Genomic DNA, 6850 nt, shown 5'->3' with positions numbered 1-6850 from the left:
AATTATTGTAAATACCAATTTTGTCTTGTTTAGATAATTTAGCCATAAATAAAAACCTCGAAATTCTTGTCCGAATTTCGGGGTTCATATCAGTAGGCTTGGTCCTTTTTGTGTTGGTGCAGTGTATATAATGAGTTTGTAAAATTTATGCTTATATTAGAAAGCTCTATGATGTATTAAGTGTTTAAACATATAGAAAAATATCTTAATTAGTATTAAAATGTACTTGTGAGCAAATCTTTTTGACTTAATTAGTAGTTTTAGATGGATGTTAGATCAATGAAATTTAATCAAGGAGTTGCTCACATTATTTTTACGATGTAAGAAAGCGCTTAAATGTTAAGTCGGTTAAATACTAGAAAGGAAATATAATATATGACAAAAATAACCGAAGACTATATTGTGGGCCTGGATATCGGGACTAATTCTTGTGGCTGGGTAGCAATGGATTCAAAAAATACTATTCTGCGAATGCATGGAAAAACTGCTATTGGGTCTCACTTATTTGATGCAGGAAATTCGGCAGCTGATCGTCGGGCTTTTCGAACAACACGGAGAAGAATTAAAAGAAGAAAGTGGCGATTAAAGTTATTAGAAGAGATATTTGATTCTCATTTGGCAAAAGTTGATCCATACTTTTTTGCTCGTTTAAAAGAGTCTGGTCTCTCACCTTTAGATACAAGAAAAAATGTATCTTCAATAATTTATCCAACATCTCTTGAAGATAAGAAGTTTTATGTTGATAATCCTACTATTTATCATCTTCGTTACAAGTTGATGACTGAAGATCGAAAATTTGATTTAAGAGAAGTTTATCTTGCAATTCACCATATTGTGAAATACCGCGGTAATTTTTTATATAATACGCCTGTTAAAGCCTTTGAAGCTTCAAAAATAGATGTAAAAGGTAGCTTAAAGAAATTAAATGAGTTATATGAAGGATTAGACTCAGAATTTAATGTAGAACTTGATAGCAATAATGCATTAGAAATTGAAAATATTATTCGAGATAAGAAAATCTTCAAGATAAATAAAGTTAAGGAAATTAACCAATTACTTTCTTTAAAAACTGAGGATAAGGAACGTACTAAGTTAATGAAGGATGTTTCTAAGCAAATAGTAAATGCTATTTTAGGTTATAAAACTAAATTTGAAACTATTTTATTAAAAGATGTAAGTAAAGATGAAGCAGACGATTGGGAGTTTAAGCTTACTGATGTGGATGCAGATAATAAGTTTGAAAATCTAATTGGGGATCTTAATGAAAATGAACAAGAAATTCTGTTAGTAATTAGGAAATTGGCTAATGCAATTACTTTAAGTAACATTGTCGAAGAGGGAAAGACTTTATCTGAATCAATGAAGGATAAGTATAAGAAACATTCAGATGATTTGAAATTATTAAAACAAGTTATTTCTGATCATCCTGATCGAGATAAGGCTAAGAAATTAGCTTTGGCTTATGACTTGTATGTTAATAATCGACATGGAAAAATTCTTCAAGCTAAAGATATATTAGAAAAGAAGAAAACTTTATCAAAAGAAGATTTTTATAAAGAAATTAAAAAGAATCTAGATGATTCAAAGGAATCACAGGAAATTTTAGATGCAATTTCCTTAGATTCATTCATGCCAAAACAGAGAACAAATGAGAATGGGGTAATTCCATATCAGCTTCATCAGCTTGAATTAGACAAAATTATTGAAAATCAGGGAAAGTACTATCCGTTTTTGAAAGAGGTAAATCCCGTTTCTTCACATTTAAAGCAAGCACCATATAAGCTTGATGAACTAATTAGGTTTAGAGTTCCTTATTATGTAGGACCATTAATTTCACCAAACGAATCTACTAAAAATAAACAAACAAAGAAAAATCAAAATTTTGCTTGGATGATACGTAAGGAGCAAGGACAGATTACTCCTTGGAATTTTGATCAAAAGGTAGATCGAATGGCGTCAGCAAACAAGTTCATTAAACGAATGACAACTATAGATACTTACTTATTAGGTGAGGATGTTTTACCAGCTAATAGTTTACTTTATCAAAAGTTTACAGTATTAAATGAACTTAATAACGTAAAAATTAATGGTAAACGAATATCTGTGCCTTTAAAACAAGAACTATATAATAACTTGTTTAAGAAGAATTCAACTGTAACTACTAATAAGCTTAAATCCTATTTGAAAGAAAATTATAAACTTATTAAAGTTGAGATTAAGGGCTTATCTGATGAAAAGAAATTTAATTCTGGATTGACAACTTATAATAAATTAAAAAATTTGAAGATTTTTGATCAACAAATTGATGATCCTAACTATAATAAAGATTTCGAACGGATCATCGAATGGTCAACTATTTTTGAAGATAAGGCTATTTATAAAGAAAAGTTGAAAACTATAGACTGGCTAAGTGATAGACAAATTGACAAACTAAGCAAGATTAGAATGCAAGGTTGGGGTCAATTATCGAAGAAATTATTATCACAATTAACTGACAATAATGGTCAAACTATTATTGAGCAACTTTGGGATAGTCAAAACAATTTTATGCAAATTGTAAATCAAGCTGATTTTAAAGATGCTATTGCAGTTGCTAACCAAAACTTACTAGTTGATACAAGTGTAGAAGATATTTTAAATGAGGCTTATACGTCACCAGCTAATAAGAAAGCAATCCGCCAAGTAGTTAAAGTGGTTGATGATATTGTTAAAGCAACTTCAGGAAAAGTTCCTAAGCAGATCGCAATTGAATTTACCAGAGATGCAGACGATAATGCTAAAATAAGCCAAAGTCGAGCAAATAAATTGCGTAAAGTCTATAAAGAAATGTCTAACGAATTAGCGTCAGAAACTATCAGAAATGAATTGGAACGGGTTGCTAAAGATCAAAAATTGCTAAAAGATAAGCACTATTTATACTTTATGCAACTTGGTAGGGATGCTTATACGGGTGAACTAATTGATATTGATAATCTAGAACAATATGATATAGATCACGTTCTTCCACAGAGCTTTATTAAAGATGATTCCTTGGAAAACCGAGTTTTAGTAAAAAAAGCAGTAAATAATGGCAAATCGGATAATGTACCAGTTAAATTATATGGAAATCGTATGGCAACTGACTTAGGAATGACGATTCGTCATATGTGGGAAAAATGGAAAGAGCAAGGATTAATTACGAAGACTAAGTATAATAATTTAATTATTGATCCAGATAAGATTAATAAATATGAATCTTCAGGCTTCATACACAGACAACTAGTTGAAACGAGTCAAATTATTAAGTTAGTTTCAACAATTTTACAATCTAAGTATCCTGATACTGAAATAATAGTTGTTAAGGCGCGATATAATCATTATTTACGAAAGCGCTTGAACTTATATAAGAGCAGAGAAGTAAATGATTATCATCATGCAATTGATGCATATCTTTCAGCTATTTGTGGTAATCTTCTTTATCAGGTTTATCCTTATTTACGTCCTTTCTTTGTATATGGACAATATAAAAAATTTAGTTCCGAACCTGAAAAAGAAAAGATAATTTATGATAAAACAAGGAGATATAATTTTATTTCGCAAATTTTTGAAAATAAGGATAACGATATTATCAGTCGTGAAACTAAGAAAAAGGTTTTTGATAAAAAAGATATAATTGAAAAATTGAAACGTGCATATAACTATAAATACATGCTTGTTTCTCGAGAAACCGAAACTCACGATCAGGAAATGTTTAAGATGACGGTCTATCCACGTTTATCACGTGATACAAAGAAATCACGTAATTTAATTCCTAAAAAGAAAGATATGCCTACTGAAATATATGGCGGATATACAAATAATTCCGATGCCTATATGATTATTGCTAGAATTAATAAGAAAAAGGGCCCCGAATATCGCGTGTTCGGAGTACCAATGCGTGAATTGGTTAATTTAAGAAAAGCTGAGAAAAATGGTCACTATAAGGCTTATTTAAAGCAGGTACTTGAACCTGAAATTATGTATAGCAAGAATGGAAAGAAAAATAAAACAATTAGTTCATTTGAGATTGTTAAAGCAAAAGTTCCATATAAGCAAGTAATTTTAGATGGTGACAAAAAGTTTATGCTTGCAAGTTCTACGTATGTCCAAAATGCTAAGCAATTAACTTTATCTCAATATTCTATGCAAGCAATTACTGATAATTGTGAAAATGATACCGAAGAGGAGAAAGCTTTGGTTGAAGCATATGATGAAATTCTTACAAATATTGATAAATACTTACCATTGTTTGATATTAATAAATTTAGAGAAAAATTACATGCTGGAAGAGAAAAATTTGTTGATCTACCATTAGCTGAGAAAAAAGAGACAATTTTACAGGTATTAAATGGATTACATGATAATGCTGTAATGCCTAAGATTAAGTCTTTAGGATTATCTACGCCATTAGGCTTTATGCAATTTCATACTGGCGTATCACTTTCTGAAAATGCAAAATTAATTTATCAATCTCCAACAGGTTTATTTGAAAAACGCCTTAAGATTTCAGATTTGTAAAGAAAATAGGGAACCACCAATGGGATTCCCTATTTTTTGTATAAAAAAAGTCCCTCGATAGCTCGGGACAAGTGTTGAAACTTTGCATCAAAAGATGCATTGCTTGATTTTAAATCTGGTTGTTAGATCAATAAAGTTTAGAGTTGGGAGCTACCCAACAAATTAATAATATCATGTATAGGTGAAAGATACAAGGAGGAAACATATGGGATGGCGATCGGTAATAATTACGCAACATGCTAAATTAACGTATTCAATGAATATGATGATTGTGCAAACAAGAGATGGGATTAATCAGATACCTATTAGCGATATCAATTTATTGTTGGTATCAACCTCTCAGGCAGTAATTACAAGTGCACTAATTAGTAAGCTAGCCGAAAATCAATCTAAAATAATTTTTGTTGATGAAAAATATCAGCCAATTACTGAAACAGTCGATTATTATCCAAATAGTCGAAATTTAGCAAAGCTTAAAAATCAGTTTAAGTGGGATGAGGGCCGTAAAGGCCTTTTATGGACGAGAATCGTTACGAGCAAGATTCAGAATCAAATTCAAGTTTTAAAAAATTATAATTTAGAGTCAGACAGTGTTCAAAATGAATTGGATCAAGTAGAATTCAATGATCTAACAAATCGAGAGGCAGCAGCTGCCAGAAAATATTTTATGAACATATTTGGTAAAAACTTTATAAGAAGAAATTCAGGCGTAATTAATGCAATGCTGGATTATGGGTATGCTATATTACTTTCGGCTTTTAATCGAGAAATAGCAGTAAATGGATATCTATCTTATTTGGGCATACACCATCATTCTCAAGAAAATCAATTTAATTTAGGATCGGATTTAATGGAACCTTTCAGACCTTTTGTAGATTATTGGGTTAAAGTACACGAAAATGTTTCAGATTTTACTCCAGATATTAAGTTTGGCTTGGTGGAATTACTTAGTTTAGAAATTAAATTTAATGGTAGAAAAACGTTACTTTCTAATGCAATCACTGTTTATGTCAGAGATTGCTTGAGATATCTGAGTAAAGAGATAGATAAAGTAAATATAGAAATGGAGTTGATTCATGAGGTACCGAATGATGCGATTAATGATAATGTTTGATTTGCCTGTTGATACTGCTAATGAGAGAAGAGAATATAGACAGTTTCGCCAAAGATTAATTAATGAGGGATTTTTAATGATTCAATATTCAGTTTATGAAAGAGTTTGCGTAAGTAGAAAAACTGCCAATTTTTTGGAAAATAGAATTAAAAAATTTTTACCATCTAGTGGTACAGTACAAGCTTTAATGGTTACTGAAAAGCAGTATAATGATATGCATTTTTTAGTTGGTGATCCAATTGACGATGTTAGAAATAGTTCAGATAGGACAGTAATATTATGATTTTATATTATTTATCTCACAAAAAAATGATAATGAATGGCAGCGGTCTGAAAGTAATTGGTACGGCAAGCACAATTGCTTATAGCGACATTATAGAAAGCTTTCAGAATAAGAAACACTCTCTTATTAGCTCAGATGATAATTATGATCCGCTAGATATAGTTAAAGATTATGATTTTATTGGCGATCCGATTCTCAATGAAAATGTTTTGGATAAATATATGCCTTTAATATTAAGAAAATACATAGAATCTTTAGATGAAGACAATCGTAATAAAATAATAAAAGCTTACCACAATTTAGAAGCTATAATTCAAGATTCTTTACTACTTGAAACGCTACCATTAGAACTTGACTTTAGTGAAGATATGAAAAAATTTCTAAAGCTAGAGAATCTGCATTTAGATACTAACCTTTTAAAGGAGCCATATGCTATAATTGAAACGATTTTAAATATACATCAAATGTGTGATTTAAATTCTGTACCAGTTTTCTGTAATGTAGCTCATTATTTAGATAAAGCAGAGTTAGTTATGTTAGATGATTTGTTAAAATCAATGAATTTGAAATCAGTTTTAATAGAATTTTCAGATAATAAATCGACGCTATTTCCGGAAAGAGTTGATTATTATTACATTGATGAAGACCTTGTGGATTGGTATTAACTATCTAAATTAAAGATAGATTATAGAATATCGGTTTTAGTTGGTTGTTAGATCAATAAGGTTTAGATCAATCCCTAAATCTAAGGTTGATAAGCAATTGTTTTAGTTAGTTGTTAGATCAATAAGGTTTAGATCTTGACATTTGTATTTTCAATTAAAAGCGTTGTTTTAGTTAGTTGTTAGATCAATAAGGTTTAGATCGCTAGTGCGATAGCATCAACTAAATCGTTAGTTTTAGTTAGTTGTTAGATC

General features: G+C 30.0%; 4 protein-coding genes and 1 CRISPR repeat array (1 of these 5 only partly in view). All 4 genes read left to right on the top strand.

The annotated features are described in order from the left end of the window. The first annotated feature begins 375 nt into the window (after positions 1-375). The 4 genes from cas9 (at position 376) to csn2 (ending at position 6598) form a co-directional block, all read left to right on the top strand. Complete coding sequence (cas9, locus tag BN55_RS06705) at positions 376-4536, top strand: type II CRISPR RNA-guided endonuclease Cas9 (protein WP_008471248.1); 4161 nt, start codon at positions 376-378, stop codon at positions 4534-4536. Between the two features lie 205 nt (positions 4537-4741). Next, positions 4742-5650, top strand: coding sequence for a type II CRISPR-associated endonuclease Cas1 (gene cas1, locus BN55_RS06700; protein ID WP_008471247.1), 909 nt, complete (start codon positions 4742-4744; stop codon positions 5648-5650). Further along, positions 5628-5933: a CRISPR-associated endonuclease Cas2 gene (cas2, locus tag BN55_RS06695; protein ID WP_040469461.1), complete on the top strand. Its 306-nt coding sequence runs from the start codon at positions 5628-5630 to the stop codon at positions 5931-5933. Before cas1 ends, cas2 begins: the two co-directional genes overlap by 23 nt. Then, on the top strand, positions 5930-6598 hold the full coding sequence (csn2, locus tag BN55_RS06690; protein WP_008471245.1) for a type II-A CRISPR-associated protein Csn2: 669 nt from the start codon (positions 5930-5932) through the stop codon (positions 6596-6598). The genes cas2 and csn2 overlap by 4 nt, the downstream gene beginning before the upstream one ends. A 33-nt stretch (positions 6599-6631) precedes the next feature. Next, a CRISPR array of direct repeats spans positions 6632-6850; the repeat unit is 36 nt; unit sequence GTTTTAGTTAGTTGTTAGATCAATAAGGTTTAGATC (it continues 411 nt past the right edge of the window).

It is taken from the genome of Lactobacillus hominis DSM 23910 = CRBIP 24.179 (assembly GCF_000296835.1).
Taxonomy (GTDB): domain Bacteria; phylum Bacillota; class Bacilli; order Lactobacillales; family Lactobacillaceae; genus Lactobacillus; species Lactobacillus hominis.
Note: the sequence above shows the minus strand (reverse complement) of the source record. Positions and strands in the feature narration are given on the sequence as shown.